The sequence below is a fragment of the Tistrella bauzanensis genome, assembly GCF_014636235.1.
Classification (GTDB): Bacteria; Pseudomonadota; Alphaproteobacteria; order Tistrellales; family Tistrellaceae; genus Tistrella; species Tistrella bauzanensis.
This window is the reverse complement of sequence record NZ_BMDZ01000007.1, coordinates 1-17,293: the sequence shown is the minus strand read 5'-3', so window position 1 is coordinate 17,293 and position 17,293 is coordinate 1. Positions and strand designations below refer to the sequence as shown.

The window sequence follows — 17,293 nt, the reverse complement described above, 5'->3', positions numbered from 1 at the left end:
GACCAGACACGATGACCAAGGGCGAGGACGGCAGCCGCACGGGCAGTGGCGCCGGCCGGAAGGCAAGAACCGGCACCACCGGCGGCCAGCAGACGGGCAAGGCGGCTTCATCGAAGCCCCAGGCCAAAGCGGGCCCCAGGGCAGCGACCCCCGCCTCGAAGGCGGCGGCCACGAAGGCTGCCGCTACCAAGGGCGGCGGTGCGAAGACGACGGGTGCAAAGGCCGCAGGCACCAAGAGTACGGGCGCCAAGGCTGCGGGCCCGCGCACCCAGCCGGCAAAGCCCGGCGCGCGGCCGAAAACGCTGCGCGGGCCCACCGGTGGCGGCCGGCGACCTGCAGGCCTGTTGGCACGCTTCGGTGCGGCTTTGCTGGCCCGTCGACAGTTCGCCGCCTATGGGCTGGTCGGCATTGCCCTGCTGGTGGTGGCGGGGGCGGTGATCGGGTCGCTGATCACGCCCGCACGTTACGAGCAGGTGGCACGGCCGACGCTGCCGGCCGGTGCCGCGGTGCCGGCACCCGATGCCGCACCTGCCCCTGCGCCGGCCAATGCCGCCGCCGAAAGGCCGGCCGCTCGCCCCGAATGGCGCCCGGATCTGGCCGGCAGCGGCGCCACCATCACCGGCGAAGATGCGAGCCGCGAGTCCCGGCCGCAGGCGGCCGCGTCGGGCGCGGCTTCCGCGCCTGTCCCGGCTCCGGCGCAGACCGCCGCCCAGGCTCCCGCTCTGATGCAGGCTCCCGCTCCGATGCCGGCTCCCGCTCCGATGCCGGCTCCCGCTCCGACGCCGGTTCCGGTGCCGACACCTGCGCCGCCCGCGGCTGGTCCGGCACAGGCGGCACGGGCACCGGATGCCGCAGCGCCACAGCCGCCGGCGGAACCGGAACGTCAGGTCGCAGCTCTGGTGCCGCCGGTGCCGGATGCGGCCGTGCGCCCGCCCGAAGGCGGGGGCATGCCCACCTGGCAGCGCTTTGCGATCAAGGCCCCGGCCGTGCCGAAGGGGCCGAGGGTCGCGATCGTCATCGACGATATGGGGGTGAACAAGCCGCAGAGTGCCGCCGCTATCGCCCTGCCGGGGCCGATCACCTTCGCCTTTCTGCCCTATGCCCGTGATGTCGGCGCCCAGGCGGCCAAGGCTCATGCCGCCGGCCATGAATTGCTGGTGCATATGCCGATGCGGCCCAGCGGCCCCGCCGATCCCGGACCCCGGGCCCTGGATCCGGCGCTATCGGTTGCCGACAATGTCGCCCGGCTGAAGCATAACCTGGACATGTTCGGCGGCTATGTCGGCATCAACAACCATATGGGCAGCCGCGCCACTGAAAGCGCACCGCTGATGCAGGCGGTAATGGCCGAGTTGAAGGCCCGCGGCCTGCTGTTCCTGGACAGCCGCACCACCGCGAAATCGGTGGGCGCCAGCAGCGCGATTGCGACCGGCATTCCCAACGCCACCCGCGACATCTTTCTGGACCACGAGATTGACGAAGCCAAGATCGCGGGCCAGTTGGACAAGCTGGAAGCCGCGGCACGCCGCCATGGCGGCGCCATCGCCATCGGCCACCCGCATCCTGAAACGCTGCGGGTGCTGACCCGCTGGCTGCCGGCAGCGCGGGCGCGGGGCATCGAACTGGTGCCGTTGACGGCCCTGATCGCGGTGCCCGGCGATGCCGGCACCGCGGAACCACGGACCGTGTCGGACCCGACGGAAGCAGCCCCCGCACGGGCTGAGGAGGGCGCCGTCTTCATGGACGGGCCCGTCGTCAAGGAGTGAGACCCGAATGAGTGCCCAGACGCATTATCACGTCGCGGGGATGACCTGCGAAGGCTGTGCCAAGGCGGTGCGCCGCGCCCTGTCATCCCGCCTGCCGGACGCTGTGATCGCGGTGGACCAGCCGGCCGGTCTGGTCACCGTGACCGGTGATCACGAGGAAGCCACGGTCCGCGAGGCGATCGACGATGCCGGCTATGATTTCGGCGGCAAAGCAGCCTGACGCCGCTTTCTGACCCGGCTCAGCGGGCGAGGCCGCCGGCATAGCGCCAGGCCTCGCCGGCCGCGCGGATCAGGGCCCGGGCCTTTGCCCGGGTCTCTTCATACTCCGAGGTCGGATCGCTGTCGGCGACCACGCCGGCGCCGGCCTGGACATGCAGTTCGCCGTCCTTGATCACGGCGGTGCGCAGCACGATGCAACTGTCCATGGCGCCGCCGGCCGAGAAATAGCCGACCCCGCCGCCATAGACGCCGCGCCGGTCCGGCTCAAGCTCGTTGATGATCTCCATGGCGCGGACCTTGGGCGCACCTGACACCGTGCCGGCCGGAAAGCCGCCGATCAGCGCATCCAGCGCGTCATGGGCCGGCGCCAGGTCACCCTCGACATTCGACACCAGATGCATCACGGCGCTGTAGCGCTCGATGATCATGTTCTCGGTGACCTTGACCGTGCCGATCCGGGCGAAGCGGCCGACATCATTGCGCGCCAGATCGAGCAGCATCAGGTGCTCGGCGACTTCCTTGGGGTCGGCGGCCAGTTCTTCGGCCAGCGCCTGATCCTCGACCGCATCCTTGCCGCGCCGGCGGGTGCCGGCGATCGGGCGGACCGTGATCACGTCGTCGCGCACCCGCACCAGAATTTCGGGGCTCGACCCGGCGACCTGGAAATGGCCGTAATCGAGATAGAACAGGAAGGGCGAGGGGTTCTGCCGGCGCAGCGCCCGATAGAAGGCGAAGGGCGGCAGCCGGAAGGGCAGGGTGAAGCGCTGCGACGGCACGATCTGGAAAGCGTCGCCGGCCAGGATGTAATCCTTTGCGGCACGGACCATGTCCTCGAACCGCGCCTGGCCGACATTCGACACCGGCTCGGTCGCGGGGGCCAGATCGGCCGCCGATGGCGCCAGCCCCACCGGCAGGCCGCGTCCCAGATCCGATACCACGTCCATCAGCCGTTCGCGCGCCAGCCGCCAGGCCATGGCGGCGGTACAGCCGGGTTCCGGGCGTACCGGGGTGATCAGGGTGACGGTGCTGTCGACGGCATCGAAGATCGCCATCACCGTCGGCCGGGTGAAGATGGCGTCGGGGATGCCCAGCGCGTCGCGGCGCGGTTCGGGCAGCCGCTCCATGAACCGCACCATGTCATAGCCCAGATAGCCGACCAGTCCCGCCGCCATCGGCGGCAGGCCCGCCGGCAGGTCGATGCGGCTTTCGGCGATCAGCGCGCGCAGCGAGGCAATCGGATCGGCGCCGTCTTCCACCACGAACCCGTCCAGGTCGGCCCGGGCGTCGCGGTTGATCTCGACCCGTCCGTCGACCACCCGCCAGATCACGTCGGGCTTCAGGCCGATCAGCGAATAGCGGCCGCGCACCGCGCCGCCTTCAACCGATTCCAGCAGAAAGCTGTAGGGTCGGCGATCGGCCAGCTTCAGCATCGCCGAGACCGGCGTTTCCAGATCGGCGGCCAGGGTCGTCGACACCACCTGCGCGCGGTTTTCGCCATAAATGGCGGCGAAATGGTCGAAATCGGGCGCGATATCCATCGGGGATCGAGGCTTTCTGGCGCGGCCGGGCGATCGGGGCCTGGCCGGATGGTGGCGAGACGGAGCGGCGGTGGGCTCAGGAGCCCTGGGCCGGATACATCTGATCGATCAGGGTGGTGTTGATCGTGGCCGGATGGCGGGCGCGCAGCACCTTCTCGTACTGCGACAGAATGCCCTGCGACAGCCCCTGTTCTAGCCGCGCACCGGCGGCGGCGGCCTCGGCGCCCTCAGGTGCCGGCGGGGTGATCACATCGGCCACGACCGCGACGATCCGGCCGCCATTGGCGGTCTCGGCCATCACCGCATCACCGGTGCCAGCGGCGAAGGCATCCTGGACCAGCTCGGCCGGCAGGTTGACCGGCTGCGGCTGTACCGCGGCCTCGGCACCGGCGATGCGGCCGCGGCGATCGATCGCCGGCGGGGTCTCGACATCGATGCCGGCCTCGGCGGCGGCGGCGGCGAGCGTGCCGCCGGCATTCACCGCCTCGACCATGCGGTTGGCCGCGGCTTCGGCCCGTGTGCGGGCTTCCTCGGCACGCCAGTCGGCGATCACCCGATCCTTCACCGCGTCAAGCGGCCGCTCCTCGGGCTCGGTGACGCTGTCGACGCGCAGGATGAAATAGCGCCCGTTTTCCCATTCGGTCAGCGCCGTGGTGGCACCCTGGTCGGTCGAGAAGGCAAGGGCGGTGAAACGGTCGGTGTCGGGCGCGCGCTCGACCTCGCGGCCCAGGCCGTCGGTGCCGTCGGCGGCGATCGCGTCGATCTTCACCAGATCGAGGCCGAACTGCTGGGTCAACTGTTCCAGGGTGGCGCCGCCGGCCAGGCTGTCCTCGATGCCCGTTGCTTCCTCATAGACACGGTCGAGGGCGCGTTCGAGCTTCAACTCGTCGTCCAGACCGCGGCGAACCTCGTCGAAGCTCTGAACCCGGCCCTCCACGACATCGCGCGCGGTCAGCAGATGCCAGCCCAGTGGGCTCTCGACCGGCGCCGACACCTCGCCTTCCGCCAGCGCGAAGGCGGGATCGGCCAGTTCCGGCAGCATCTGTTCGCGGGTGACCTGACCCAGGTCGATCGTCGAACGGTCGAAACCCAGATCGGCGGCGACGGTGTCGAAATCCTCGCCGGCCGCGATACGAGCATGCGCCGCCTCGGCGGCGGCCTTGTCGGGGAAGGTCATCTGGCTGACCGAACGGCTGGCCGGGGTGGTGTAGCGGTCGAGATGGATGTCATAGGCCTCGCGCAGCGCCGCTTCGTCGACGGTGATCTCGGCGGCCAGCGCTTCGGGCGTCAGCGTCGCGAAGCTGACCGCGCGGCGCTCGGGGATGGCATAGCGGCCCTTATTCGCCTCGTAATAGGCGGCGAGCGCATCGTCGGACGGCGCTTCGACGACCGCCGGATCGGCGGGCACGCGGGCGGTGATCAACCGGCGCTGCTCGGCCGCGAACATATGGTCCAGCCGGACGAGCGGCTCTGGCGCCGGCACCGGCGCCGCGAGCGCCTGGATCAACTGCTGGCGGCGCAGGTCGCGGGCCAGCGAGGTTTCGTAATCGGCGGGCGTATAGCCGTTGCGGGCCAGAACCTGCTCATAGACCTGCCGGTCGAAGCGGTTGCCCAGCCCCTGGAACGCCGGCGCTTCGGTGATCGCGCGGGCGATCATCTCGTCGGTGACGCCAAGCCCCAACCGGTCGGTCTCGGCGCGGATCATGGCGTCGCCCACCGCCAGACCGACCGAGCGTTCAAGCAGACCCATGCTGCGGGCCATGGACTGGTCGAAGGTCGGGCCGAAGACCTGGCGGGCACGTTCGATCTCGCCCTGATAGATCCGGCTGAATTCGGCCGGCGTCACTTCGGCGCCACCGACATCGGCAATGACGTTGGTCTGGCGGTCGCGGAAGATGTCGCCGATGCCCCAGACCGCGAAACTGGCCGCAAGCGCGATCAGAAACACACGGAACAACCAGTGACGAGAGGCGGAGCGAAGCTGGTTCAACATGTGTGCTAGGTCCTGATCTCTGTAATCGGCGCCGTTGGCAGGATCTGCCGGGCGTGCCGCGCGGATGCGGCGCAGGGCGGTCCGGTTCGGGGCGCATCATAGAAGCGGGCATGCCTGCGTCGCAATCTTGAAACCGGCCGGCCGCATATCGGCCCTGCTGTATATGGTGCCGCGCCGACTGGAAATGGTGTTCAAGGCATGTTATAGCAGCCGCGACCGGACGCGGAGGACGCGTTTGCCGGAGGTGGATGCGTGCGTGATCGCATGGGGTTCTGCCGGCAAGGAACCCGGCACCGGTCTTCCAGGCTTCGGCCGGGCGTTTTGAACAAGCATCTTCTCGGAGGAGTCTTCAGGCATGCCGCATCGTCCAACGCCGCTGGTCGCCGGGAACTGGAAGATGAACATGCTGTCGGCCGATGGCCGCGCGCTGGCCGCCGCCGTGGCCGCCGGTGCCGGGTCGATCGCCGCCGAGCTTGCCGTCTGCCCGCCGGCGCCGCTGCTGCCGGTGGTGAGCGATGCGCTGAACGGCTCGACCGTGGCACTGGGCGCGCAGGATTGCCACGCCGAAGCCTCGGGCGCCCATACCGGCGATGTTGCGGCCGTGCTGCTGGCCGATCTGGGCTGCCGCTATGCGATTGTCGGCCATTCCGAACGCCGCCAGGACCATGACGAAGGCGATGAGCAGGTGGCGGCGAAAGCCGCCGCCGCCGCCGCCGCCGGCCTGATCGCGATCGTCTGCGTCGGTGAGACGCTTGACCAGTACAAGGCGGGCGAGGGGGTCGCGGTCGTGGAACGCCAGATCGCCGGCTCGATTCCGGCCGGGGCCTCGCCGGGCCGGCTGGTCATCGCCTATGAGCCGGTCTGGGCGATCGGCTCGGGCCTGGTGCCGGCCAATGACGATATCCGGGCGGTGCACGGCGCGATCCGCGCCCGCCTGGCCGAACGCTTCGGCGACGACGCCCACGGCATCCGCATCCTGTATGGTGGGTCGGTCAAGCCGGGCAATGCCGCGGAAATCCTTGCCATCGAGAATGTCGATGGCGCCCTGGTGGGTGGCGCCAGCCTGAAGGCCGCCGATTTCCTCGCGATCGGGGCGGCCGCCCCGGCGCGTTGAGCCGACGGCCACCCTTGACGATCGCACCCTCCGACACGAGATCCGCGGACAAGCCCTGAGACGGCCCCGCATCCACACTTTCGAGAACGGACCACACGCCCCATGGAAAGTGTTCTGCTGGTCATCCACCTGCTGCTGGCGATCGCGCTGATCATCACGATCCTTCTGCAGCGCAGCGAAGGCGGTGCGCTCGGCATCGGTGGCGGCGGTGGTGGCGGCGGCGGTCTGATGTCGGTGCGCGGCCAGGCCAATCTGCTGACCCGCGCAACCGCCGTGCTGGCCACGCTGTTCATCATCACCAGCCTTGGCCTGGCGATTCTGGGCGGAACCCATTCCAAGGGCAGTTCGGTCCTGGATCGCATCGAGACACCGACCGGCCCCGCGGCTCCGATCGGGCCGGCCGTGCCCAGCACACCCACGGCGCCGGCAGCACCCGCGACCTCCGATGCGGCCCCGGCAGCACCAGCGGCACCGGCACCGGCGGGTGACACGGTGACGCCGCCCACGGCGCCGGCCGCCGACTGAAACGACACCTCTTCGGGCCCCGCGCCGCTTCGGCCGCGGGGCTCGGAGCTTCCGGACCCCGCATGACGCGGGTTTGCAGATCGAGATCAGGTCAAGGGCCGGTGCGTCGATCGCCGGCCGCCTGTGGTTCCAGGTGCGGCAGCATGATGCCGGACGCAGACCCGCCAGGTGCCCACCTATCGACGTGCGCGCGCGCCCCCGCGCCAAAGACCAGGACGAGCTTTCCCCATGACGCGTTTCATCTTCATCACCGGCGGCGTGGTCTCCTCGCTGGGCAAGGGCCTGGGTTCGGCGGCGCTGGGTGCGCTGCTCCAGGCCCGCGGCTATCGTGTGCGCCTGCGCAAGCTCGACCCCTATCTGAACGTCGATCCGGGCACGATGAGCCCGTATCAGCATGGCGAGGTCTTCGTCACCGATGACGGTGCCGAAACCGACCTGGACCTTGGCCATTACGAGCGCTTCACGGGCGTCGCCGCCCGCCGCAACGACAACGTCACCTCGGGCCGGATCTATTCCGAGGTGATCGCACGGGAACGGCGCGGCGATTACCTGGGCGGCACCGTGCAGGTCATCCCGCATGTCACCGACTGCATCAAGGAATTCATCCTGGCCGATGCGGATGCCCATGATTTCGTCCTGTGCGAGATCGGCGGCACGGTGGGTGACATCGAAAGCCTGCCGTTCATGGAGAGCATCCGCCAGCTTGGCAACGAGCTGGGCCCCGAGGGGGCGGTGTTCATCCATGTCACGCTGGTGCCTTACATCAAGGCGGCAGGCGAGCTGAAGACCAAGCCCACCCAGCATTCGGTGAAGGAACTGCGCGGCATCGGCATTCAGCCGAACATCCTGCTGGTGCGCTGCGACCGCGAGATTCCGGCATCCGACCGTCGCAAGATCGCGCTGTTCTGCAATGTCCGCGAGGAAGCGGTGGTGCCGGCCTATGACGTCGAGACCATCTACGAGGTGCCGATCCGCTATCACGAGCAGGGCCTGGATACCCAGGTTCTGAAGTCGTTCGGCATCACCGGCGCGCCGCGCCCGGACCTGTCGGGCTGGGAACGTGTGGTCGACCGGGTGAAGCGGCCGGAAGGCGAGGTCACCATCGCGGTGGTCGGCAAGTATGTCGAGCTGATGGATGCCTACAAGTCGCTGAACGAGGCCCTGACCCATGGCGGCATCGCCAACAACGTCAAGGTCCGGACGAAGTGGATCGACGCCCAGGTGTTCGAGCGCGAGGACGCGATCGAGCACCTGAGCGGCGTGCATGGTATTCTGGTGCCCGGCGGTTTCGGCGAACGTGGCGCCGAGGGCAAGATCGCAGCGGTCACCTTCGCGCGTGAACGGCGCATCCCCTATTTCGGCATCTGCTTCGGCATGCAGATGGCGGTGATCGAGATCGCCCGCCATCTGGCCGGTCTGCCCAAGGCCTCGTCGACCGAGTTCGGCCCGACGGAAGAAGCCGTGGTCGGCCTGCTGACCGAATGGCAGCGCAGCGACGGCTCGACCGAAACCCGCAGCCATGGCGGCGATCTGGGCGGCACCATGCGTCTTGGTGCCTATGACTGCGCTCTGGTGCCGGGTACCCGTGCTGCCAGCATCTATGGCAATGTGGAACGGATCGCCGAACGCCACCGGCATCGCTGGGAAGTGAACGTCAATTATCGCCAGCGGCTTGAAGCGGCCGGTCTCAGCTTCTCGGGCCTGTCGCCGGATGGCGTGCTGCCCGAGATTGTGGAGATGCCCGGTCATCCGTGGTTCGTCGGCGTCCAGTTCCATCCGGAACTGAAGTCGCGGCCGTTCGAGCCGCATCCGCTGTTCGTGTCGTTCGTGCGTGCCGCGATGGACCAGTCGCGGCTCGTCTGACGCTCCGGCCCGGGCCATATCCGGTCATCCGGTGTGGCCCGGGCTGCCGACCATCGATGGAAGGCCCACCGATCATGACCGAGACCCCGAACACCCTGCGCCGCGTGCGTGTCGGCGCGCTGGAGATCGCCAACGATCTGCCGCTGGTGCTGATCGCCGGCCCCTGCGTTCTGGAAAGCCGGGCCCATGCGCTCGAAGTGTCGGCGGCACTCAAGGAGATGTCGGTCAAGCTCGGCATCGGCCTGATCTACAAGACCTCGTTCGACAAGGCCAACCGGACCTCGGCCAATGCCGAGCGGGGGCTGGGCTTGAAAGAGGCGCTGCCGATCTTCGCCGAGATCCGCGAGACCACGGGCATGCCGGTGCTGACCGACGTGCATCTGCCGGAACAATGCGCCATGGCGGCCGAGGCAGTCGACGTGCTCCAGATCCCGGCATTTCTGTGCCGTCAGACCGACCTTCTGGTCGCCGCAGCCGAGACCGGCCGGGTGGTCAACGTCAAGAAGGGCCAGTTTCTGGCCCCATGGGACATGGCCAATGTGGTCGCCAAGCTGGATGCCGCCGGCAACGGCAATGTCATGCTGACCGAGCGTGGCGCCAGCTTCGGTTATAATACGCTGGTGACCGATTATCGCGGCCTGCCGGTGATGGCCCGCACCGGCTGCCCGATCGTGTTCGACGCCACCCATTCGGTTCAGCAGCCGGGCGGCCTGGGCGGCCGCAGCGGCGGCCAGCGTGAATTCGTGCCGGTGCTGGCACGGGCGGCGGCGGCGGTGGGTGTTGCCGCGATCTTTGCCGAGACCCATCCCGACCCCGACAAGGCGCCCAGCGACGGCCCGAACATGGTGCCGCTGAAGGCCCTGCCGGCCATGGTGGAAGACTGGATGGCATTCGACGCCCTGGCCAAGGCCCGGCGACTGGTCGTCTGACCTGCCGCATCACCGCACCGACGCCGCAGTGTCACCTGATCCCGTTACACTGCCCATCATGCCGGGCTTCCTGCCATGATCCGGCCGATCCCCGGCCCCGCACTGCCCCCGAAGCCTTGCCTTGAACGGAGAGCGAGACATCTCATGACTGCCATTGTCGATATTCGTGCCCGCGAGATCCTGGACAGCCGCGGTAATCCGACCGTCGAGGTCGATGTCGAGCTGGAGAGCGGCGCCATCGGCCGCGCCGCCGTGCCGAGCGGGGCGTCCACCGGCATCCGCGAAGCGGTGGAGAAGCGCGACGGCGATGCCAGCCGCTATCTGGGCAAGGGCGTCGAGCAGGCCGTCGACGCAGTGATGGGCGAGATTTCCGATGAGTTGATCGGCTATGACGGCGAGGACCAGATCGGTATCGACCATGCGCTGATCGAGCTGGACGGCACCGAGAACAAAGAGCGCCTGGGCGCCAATGCCATTCTCGGCGTCAGCCTTGCTACGGCGCGCGCCGCGGCCGAGGAGGCCGGCTGGCCGCTGTTCCGCTATGTCGGCGGCGTGATGGCACATACCCTGCCAGTCCCGATGATGAATATCATCAATGGTGGCGCCCATGCCGACAACCCGATCGACATCCAGGAATTCATGATCATGCCGGTGGCGGCGGAGAGCATCGGCGATGCGATCCGCACCGGCGCCGAGATCTTCCATCATCTGAAGAAGCAGCTGTCGGCGGCCGGCCACAACACCAATGTCGGCGACGAGGGCGGCTTCGCGCCCAATCTGGGCAGCAATGCCGAGGCGATCGACTTCATCATGAAGGCGATCGAAGCCGCGGGTTACACGCCCGGCGACGACGTGATGCTGGCACTGGATGCCGCATCGTCGGAATTCTTCAAGGATGGCAAATATCATCTGGACGGCGAGGGCCGCGTGCTCGGCGCCGACGAGATGGTGCGCTTCTACGAGGATCTGGTCGGCCGCTATCCGATCGTGTCGATCGAGGACGGTATGGCGGAAGGCGACTGGGACGGCTGGGCGGCCCTGACCCGCGCGATCGGTGACAAGGTGCAGCTGGTCGGCGACGATCTGTTCGTCACCAACCCGGCGATCCTGGCCGAAGGCATCGAGAAGGGCGTCGCCAACTCGATCCTGATCAAGGTCAACCAGATCGGCACCCTGACCGAGACCCTGCGCGCCGTCGAGATGGCTCATCGTGCCGGCTATACCGCGGTGATGTCGCATCGCTCGGGCGAAACCGAGGACACCACCATCGCCGATCTGGCGGTTGCCACCAATTGTGGCCAGATCAAGACCGGCTCGCTGTCGCGGTCGGACCGGCTGGCAAAGTACAACCAGCTGATCCGGATCGAGGAAATCCTGGGCGATACCGGTTATTACGCCGGGCGCGGGGCGCTGAAGGCGCTGGCCCGCCGCTGAGCGGCAGGCAGGCGAGACTTAAGGCGAGACAATGGAAAGCCGGCTGGAGCGATGTCTTCAGCCGGCTTTTTCACGGGCCGGACCCGGCCGTGGCCTCGACACGACAGGTCCGGCCCGGCACCCGGCGGTCCCTGTCCCGACACAACCGTGCGTGGCGCCGCTCACGGCACGTCGGGTTTGTCCTCAATGTCGGGTTCGTCCCCGACCACATGGATTTCCGGGGCACGTGCGGTGGCGGGCCCATCGAGAACCAGAGTGATGGTGGCGAGCCAGCGTGGCATATCATCCAGGCCGGCCAATGGCGCGATCAGCCATTCCGCACTGCGCCATTCCCCGCGCGGCCATGTGGCACGGTCGATGCCCCACAGCACCACGCCGTCATCAATGGCGCGGGCATAGGTCTTCGCGACCACTTGCCAGCGATCGCCATAGAGATCGGGGCCGACAATCCTGCCGGTGGCATCGCGTCCGGCCAGAGTCACAATGGTGCTGCCGACATAGCGGTGCACGAACTGGCCGTCGGCCAGGCGCTCCAGAATGACCATCATGGGCAGCAGGCGCGGCCTGGCGATCAGGATATCGAAATCACGCCGCAGTGGCATGGGACGCCCATGTCTGCAGGCGCGCCAATAAGTGATCAGGCTGTCAATGCGCGGGTCACGGCGCCTGTCCGAACGGGCTGGCGTTGACGGGCCGGAAGCTGAGGGACAAACGGGAGCATCACCAGTCATCCCCCGATCATCAGCGCTGCCGTCCGGATGTGCAAGAGGCTCGTCATTGCAGGCGCCATGTTACCGGGCCTGTAAGTCGGTGATCCCTTGCCGATGGGTTCCATGTTATCCTGACACCTCTGTTTCAGCACTCTCGCAGCCGGGAGCACGTAGGATTGGCCGGTCTTAAAGCGATCATCGAACGTCGAATGCCGCGGCTTTATGCGCGGTTGATCGATCTCCGTGACCGGATGGCGCCGGATTATGGCGAGATGGAGCTGGCCCTTGTGCCGCTGCTGGCCGAAGCCGATGCGGATGCCTATGATATCGGTGCCAATCACGGGTCCTATACCGCGCCGATGCTGCATACGGCGGGTCGGGTGGTGGCTTTCGAGCCCAACCCGACGCTTGGCACCGTATTGAAAACACGCTTCGGCCGCGAATTGCGGGAGGGCAAGCTGGTGCTGATGGCCATGGCGCTGGGCGACGCCGATGGCGAAGCCGTGCTCCATGTGCCTGAGGCGGGCTCCGGCCTGGCCTCGATCAAGGCCGATGCGGTGGAGAGTGTCGCGACGCCGGCCATGCTTCACATCACTGTGGCGATCCGCCGCCTGGATGATCTGGCGGTCGAGATCGGTCGCAATCGGCGGGTGGCCTTCATCAAGATCGACGTCGAGGGTTTTGAGGGCACGGTGCTGCGCGGCGGCCTCGCCACCCTGCGCGAACAGCGACCAAGCCTGCTGATCGAGGCGGAGGAACGCCATACCCCAGGCACATTGGCCGATCTGCAGGCCATGTTGGGCCCGATCGGCTATCGCGGCCTGTATCTGCGCGATGGCCGTCTGCACGACATGACCGGCTTCGATATCGCCCGCCTTCAGGATCGCTCGGCCCTGAATGCCGATGGCACCCGGCGTCTGCCCGATCGGGTCTATGTCAACAACTTCATCTTCATCGCCCGGCCGGAACCACTTGCCCGGCTGGAAGCGACCTATGGGCCCGTAACCACCACAGGCTGAACGGGCGACCACAGGCTGAACGGCTCAGGGCAATTCCATGAGGACGGCCCGCACGGACACTGTGCCACCCGCGCCTCAGCAGGTTTCGCCGCCAAATCCCTCGCACACGGCCTGAAGCATCATCATGCCGCTGGGGCTGGACGGGTCACCGCCACCCGGCGGCGTGCCCAACATGCCATAGATCATGATGCCCGCCAGGTCGCGGGCGGCGATTCGCGCGGCGAGGTCACGGATGCCCGCCATATCCGGTACGGTCTGTCCGGTGGGGTCGGGCGGCACGATCAGCCCCAGCGCAAGCGGACCATCCCAGATCGCACGATAGGCATCGAAGGCACGTTCCGGCTGAAAGGCGGGGCCGCCCGCATAGGCCATGATCGAGACCATATCGACGGCGGCAGCCGCCTCGCGGTCGCGGCCCAGCCACAGCATCGATCCGGTGTGAGGGCTGGGTGGCCGGTCGTTCAGGAAGTCGCCGGTACCATAGGCGCCGGTGCTCCAGGCCGGCACCGCCAGCATCATCGGACGCGGCAGGGCGGCGCGGGTCTGGGCGATCAGCCGCGTCCATGTGGTGTCGGTCAGGCAGACGACGGTCGGTCCACGGCGAGCCTCGGCCGACTGGCATCCCGGGTCGGCCGGTTCGTAGTCCAGATCGATGCCGTCTGCGCCCAGGTCACGGACAAGCCGCGCCAGCGCCGCCGGATCGTAGAGCGACCAGCCTGTCATATAACCGGAGCCGCCGACCGAGATCAGCACCCGGATTGAGGGCGCGCGCGTCTTCAGGGCAGCGATCGCCTCTGCCAGAACCTGTCCCGACACCGGCACCTGAATGCCGGTGCCGTCCAGCTCCAGATCCCCCCGATACACCAGATCCGGCTTAGCAAAGCCGATCGCCAGCACATCGACATGGGCGGGTGTGGCGGCAAGCAGGGTGTCCGGGCCGGATACCCCCGGCAGTTCGGACCAGCTTTCATAATAGGCCATGGAAAACGGCGTCGGCAGCGGCACGCGCGGCTCGGCCGCGCCGGCCGGCACCGACATGACCGGTGCCAGCGCCAGCATCGACGCCAGCGCCATGGCGGCGCAGGCCGACCGTGGTTGCCGGTCTCGTCCTGTCTGCCTGTCCATGCGCCACCTCCTCGCGATCAGAACACGTCGCGGCCGGCCATGCCGCCGAACAGCGTGCGGACCATGATCCGGATGTCGAACCACAGCGTCCAGTTCTCGATGTATTGCAGGTCCAGTTCAACGCCCCGTTTGGCCTTGTCCGCATCGTGGATGCCGCCGCGCATGCCGTTGATCTGCCCCCAGCCGGTGATGCCGGGCTTCACGCGGTGACGGGCGGCATATTCCTGGACCGTCTCGAAATAGGTTCGCTCGCCGACCAGCATGTTGGGAACATGGGCGCGGGGGCCCACCACCGACATCTCCCCCCGCAGCACGTTGAACAACTGCGGCAGTTCATCGATGCTGGTCCGCCGGATGAACCGGCCGATGCGGGTGATGCGCGGATTGTCGAGCGGCGTGCCGCGTGAGCCGTCATCGGTTGGATCGACCGTCATCGACCTGAACTTGAACATGTCGAAATCGCGGCCGTTGAATCCGACCCGGCGTTGCCGGAACAGGATCGGTCCGGGGCTGTCGACCTTGACCATGATCGCCACCGTCAGCAGCAATGGCGACAGCAGGGCGATGGCGGTCCCGGCGACGATATAGTCCAGAATGCTCTTCAGGATCGCGTCGGAGCCCTTCAGCGGGCGGCGCGCGACCTGAAGGAAGGGCAGGCCGCCGACGCTGAACAGCCGGGCCCCGCGTAGATTGATCCAGTCGGCCTCGATCGGCAGCAGCACGTCGGCCGGGATCGAGCACAGTTTGCGCATCATCTCGGCGATGCGCTGGCCGGCGCGCCAGGGCAGGGCGATGATCACCACATCCACCCGCTCCTGCCGGGCGCGCTTGACCAGATCGTCGACCCCATGGGTGACGGTCAGCCCGGCGATCTCGACGGCACGCCGCGTCGCCCGGTCGTCGAACACGCCGATCAACTCGTACAAGTCGCGATGTCCGGGGGCCGCAAGATAGCGGATCGCGGCCTCGCCTTCTTCACCGGCACCGATGACGGCCACCCGCCGCTTCAGCGCGCCGCGGGTTTCCATGCCGGCCACCATCAGCCGGGCGACCGCGCGTCCGGTCATCTGCAACACCAGGGCGCCCAGCGCGAAGGCTGCCAGCCAGCTCTCAACGATGCTGTCGGGGAGGAAGACGACCGCGAACAGGCCGGTGACCGCCGTGGCGATGATCAGCGCCAGCACCACATCCACGACCTGTCCGCGCAGGCTGCGATACCGCTCCCAGCGATACACCCGGCGGGATTCGTTGATCTGCACCAGCGGGATCACCGCCAGAACGCCCAGCAGAAGAGATTGCGCCCAGGTGATATCCGTCAGGGTCGCTTCCGACAGCGGTCGGGCCAGCACCGCCGCCACCAGCAGCGTCAGGGCATCGACTGTCTTGACCGCCCGGTTCACCAGCCCGAAGGTCACATTGCGTACGCGTGGCGTAATGCTCTCGGATGTCGTCATGCGCGCCTGTAATCGGGTCGGGGGGCGGATCGGAAGCGCCGGGCGGGGAAGGGTCGCGCGAAATCCGGCATCAGCCGGTCCGCGCCGTGAGGAATGGCCGCAGGCGGGATGGCATCGGCAGTGCCGCCAGCGGACGGGCTGCCGGCAGCAGCCAGCGCACGACCATGGCGGTGCCGATGCCGCCCTGTGCCGTGGCAACGGCCGTCGCGATGGCCGCGCCGACGGCGCCTCCGAGCGGAATGAACACCAGGGACAATAGCAGAACCATCGCAAGCTGCGCGAGGTTTAGCCGCTGCAGGGTGCCGCCATTGCCGGTCATTGCCAGCAGCACGTCCTGGCCGGTATACAGCGCGTTGACCGCCTGACCTGCGGCCAGGATCATCAGTGGCAGGCTCGCCATCACGAATTCGGGCGACAATATGCCCAGCAGGGTTTCGGGGACGACGATCATCATCACGCAGACCCCGCCGCCGAGCCCGGCCCCGAGCAACTGGATCTGCCGGTTCAGGGCCGCGAGGCCCGCCATGTCGCCACGACGGTGCAGGGTGGCAAAACGCGGGCTTGCCACTGTTCCCAGGCTGACCAGAACCATCCAGACCAGCATCGAGATGCGAAGCGCGACGCTGAAGGCGCCGACATCGGCCGCATCCGCCACCATGCCCAGCAGCAGGACCGGCAGCGACACGATGGTGGCCTGAACCATTTCCACCACCATCAGCGGCCAGGCCGTCCGCATCAACGGCGGCATCGGCTCCAGAGCCTGACCCGATGCCAGATCCTCTGGCGGCAGGTTCGCCGCAAAGCGGGCATGGTCGGCCGCGAAGATGGCCAGCGCGATCGCACCGCAGATCCAGATGGCGACACCCATCGCGGTGACCAGCGTCGTGGCGTCCCGGGCGCCCAGCAACAGCGACAGCACGGTCAGCGCCGGCCAGAATGCGTTCTGAAGGAATTGGGCAGATGTGGTGCGACCGGCGCCGGCAAGGGCTGCCGTCAGTGTGAAGGTGGTCGCCATGCCCGATACGGCAATCGCCCCACACATCAACGGCGTGGCGAGGGCCGGGTCGTTGAAGACATGGAACGCCAGAATCCGGGCTGCCAGGACGGTCAGAAGACCCAGGGCAGCCCCGACCGCAGTCACCCGCAGCACGCCGATGACCAGGGTACGACGCGCCTCAAGGCCCTGATACAGGCCCAGCTCCGCACCCAGATGCCGGGTCAGGGCCCTGTCGATGCCCATGCGGCCGAAGGTGGAAAGCCAGCTGGCCCAGGTGAGGCACAGAAAGAACAGGCCGGCTTCCGCAGCACCCAGCATGCGGGCGGTGAGAAGATAAAGCGCCAGCTTGGAAATGATTTCGAACCCGCGTACCGCGAACCCGGCCACCACAGGGCCTCCCAAAAGGGTGGCAAATTTTCCCATGCTGCATCCATCTCTCTGAATGGTCCGTAGATCGATACGGCTGTCCGGTGCCGGTCAGGGGTCTGCGACACTATAGCCTGAGGGTGCATATCGCAGGGCAACGGAGCCTGTTGCAGAATGGGCTCCAAACCTGTCGATGTCCGCTTGCCCCCGCGCTGCGGGGCTGATTCCCTCGGGTGAGGTG

Annotated in this window: 14 protein-coding genes; 8 read left to right on the top strand and 6 right to left on the bottom strand. The window is 67.7% G+C overall.

Annotated features, from left to right (window positions below; translation table 11 throughout):
* Nucleotides 1-11: 11 nt before the first annotated feature.
* A complete protein-coding gene (locus IEW15_RS04760) occupies nucleotides 12-1,766 on the top strand; it encodes a divergent polysaccharide deacetylase family protein (RefSeq protein WP_188575468.1) in 1,755 nt (584 codons plus the stop codon).
* 7 nt (nucleotides 1,767-1,773) lie between these two features.
* Nucleotides 1,774-1,986 (top strand): heavy-metal-associated domain-containing protein, encoded by a 213-nt coding sequence (locus IEW15_RS04755; RefSeq protein WP_188575465.1) that lies wholly within the window; start codon nucleotides 1,774-1,776, stop codon nucleotides 1,984-1,986.
* A gap of 19 nt (nucleotides 1,987-2,005) precedes the next feature.
* Here the strand turns inward: IEW15_RS04755 and trpE are convergent, their stop codons facing one another.
* Together trpE and IEW15_RS04745 are read right to left on the bottom strand one after the other, a co-directional pair.
* The gene (gene trpE, locus IEW15_RS04750) at nucleotides 2,006-3,523 is read right to left on the bottom strand and encodes an anthranilate synthase component I (protein WP_188575463.1); all 1,518 of its coding nucleotides are present in this window, start codon (nucleotides 3,521-3,523) and stop codon (nucleotides 2,006-2,008) included.
* Between the two features lie 76 nt (nucleotides 3,524-3,599).
* On the bottom strand, nucleotides 3,600-5,516 hold the full coding sequence (locus tag IEW15_RS04745; RefSeq protein WP_188575461.1) for a peptidyl-prolyl cis-trans isomerase: 1,917 nt from the start codon (nucleotides 5,514-5,516) through the stop codon (nucleotides 3,600-3,602).
* 355 nt (nucleotides 5,517-5,871) lie between these two features.
* Between IEW15_RS04745 and tpiA the strand changes: the two genes are divergently transcribed.
* The 5 genes from tpiA (at nucleotide 5,872) to eno (ending at nucleotide 11,381) form a co-directional block, all read left to right on the top strand.
* Nucleotides 5,872-6,630: a triose-phosphate isomerase gene (gene tpiA, locus IEW15_RS04740; protein WP_188575459.1), complete on the top strand. Its 759-nt coding sequence runs from the start codon at nucleotides 5,872-5,874 to the stop codon at nucleotides 6,628-6,630.
* A gap of 102 nt (nucleotides 6,631-6,732) precedes the next feature.
* A complete protein-coding gene (gene secG / locus IEW15_RS04735) occupies nucleotides 6,733-7,155 on the top strand; it encodes a preprotein translocase subunit SecG (protein WP_188575457.1) in 423 nt (140 codons plus the stop codon).
* 228 nt (nucleotides 7,156-7,383) lie between these two features.
* On the top strand, nucleotides 7,384-9,018 hold the full coding sequence (locus tag IEW15_RS04730) for a CTP synthase (protein WP_188575454.1): 1,635 nt from the start codon (nucleotides 7,384-7,386) through the stop codon (nucleotides 9,016-9,018).
* Nucleotides 9,019-9,092: 74 nt separating this feature from the next.
* Nucleotides 9,093-9,947 (top strand): 3-deoxy-8-phosphooctulonate synthase, encoded by an 855-nt coding sequence (gene kdsA / locus IEW15_RS04725; RefSeq protein WP_188575452.1) that lies wholly within the window; start codon nucleotides 9,093-9,095, stop codon nucleotides 9,945-9,947.
* 144 nt (nucleotides 9,948-10,091) lie between these two features.
* Complete coding sequence (gene eno, locus IEW15_RS04720; protein ID WP_188575450.1) at nucleotides 10,092-11,381, top strand: phosphopyruvate hydratase; 1,290 nt, start codon at nucleotides 10,092-10,094, stop codon at nucleotides 11,379-11,381.
* 161 nt (nucleotides 11,382-11,542) lie between these two features.
* Here eno and IEW15_RS04715 read toward each other — a convergent pair whose 3' ends face one another.
* Nucleotides 11,543-12,112, bottom strand: coding sequence for a PAS domain-containing protein (locus tag IEW15_RS04715; RefSeq protein ID WP_188575449.1), 570 nt, complete (start codon nucleotides 12,110-12,112; stop codon nucleotides 11,543-11,545).
* 155 nt (nucleotides 12,113-12,267) lie between these two features.
* Between IEW15_RS04715 and IEW15_RS04710 the strand changes: the two genes are divergently transcribed.
* The gene (locus IEW15_RS04710) at nucleotides 12,268-13,110 is read left to right on the top strand and encodes an FkbM family methyltransferase (RefSeq protein WP_229707821.1); all 843 of its coding nucleotides are present in this window, start codon (nucleotides 12,268-12,270) and stop codon (nucleotides 13,108-13,110) included.
* A 75-nt stretch (nucleotides 13,111-13,185) separates the two neighbouring features.
* Here the strand turns inward: IEW15_RS04710 and IEW15_RS04705 are convergent, their stop codons facing one another.
* The 3 genes from IEW15_RS04705 to IEW15_RS04695 form a co-directional block, all read right to left on the bottom strand.
* Nucleotides 13,186-14,235 carry a glycoside hydrolase family 18 protein gene (locus tag IEW15_RS04705; protein ID WP_188575447.1) on the bottom strand — a complete coding sequence of 350 codons (1,050 nt, stop codon included), beginning with the start codon at nucleotides 14,233-14,235 and terminating at the stop codon, nucleotides 13,186-13,188.
* Between the two features lie 17 nt (nucleotides 14,236-14,252).
* Nucleotides 14,253-15,689, bottom strand: coding sequence for an undecaprenyl-phosphate glucose phosphotransferase (locus IEW15_RS04700; RefSeq protein ID WP_188575444.1), 1,437 nt, complete (start codon nucleotides 15,687-15,689; stop codon nucleotides 14,253-14,255).
* Nucleotides 15,690-15,759: 70 nt separating this feature from the next.
* Nucleotides 15,760-17,073, bottom strand: a complete 1,314-nt coding sequence (locus IEW15_RS04695) for a lipopolysaccharide biosynthesis protein (protein WP_188575442.1) — start codon at nucleotides 17,071-17,073, stop codon at nucleotides 15,760-15,762.
* Nucleotides 17,074-17,293: the final 220 nt, after the last annotated feature.